The 458-nt window shown below is 43.9% G+C and carries 1 protein-coding gene and 1 pseudogene; both read left to right on the top strand.

All coding sequences use genetic code 11. The features are described from left to right. A partial coding sequence (locus tag A3738_RS30895) for a hypothetical protein (RefSeq protein ID WP_197473764.1) occupies positions 1 to 197 on the top strand: 197 nt, incomplete at its 5' end. Positions 198 to 263: 66 nt separating this feature from the next. Then, positions 264 to 458: pseudogene (locus A3738_RS09690) on the top strand (hypothetical protein); the annotation flags it as partial.

Below are 458 nucleotides of genomic sequence, written 5' to 3'. Positions count from 1 at the left end.
AAGATTGGCGTGGTCGCAATAATGCAGGCCCTGCTCTCGTTGATGTATATGGTTTGGTCTGCCCGCATCGTGGCTTGCCAAATATTTTGGTCAACGTTGAATTATCACGACGTTATGAAGTGAACGCCCCAAGGATTAACGTTCAAAACTATGCAGAACAAGTGTTTAAATCAATTGAGTACGCTGGGGTCGACTAAAGCATCTTAAGCCTTATAATGCTGCGGTTTATAGAAAAAACCGCTTAATATTAAAAGGGTGTATGCATGCTTCATACGATTAATGTTCTGAACTCCACATTTGCATCTATTGCTCGCTCTTGGCGAGGAACATCTAGTACGAAAGAGCATTATCAGCCCGAAAAACCGATTATCCTGTTTGATCGTGAAGGCGATCCGGAATGCCGTCTTGTTCGAGAAACGCTTACCGCGCTCAATCTTGATGTCACCATCATGCCCTGT

The sequence above is a fragment of the Oleiphilus sp. HI0066 genome, from assembly GCF_001635725.1.
The sequence above is the reverse complement of the archived record's forward strand: the minus strand, read 5'-3'. Positions and strand labels throughout refer to the sequence as shown.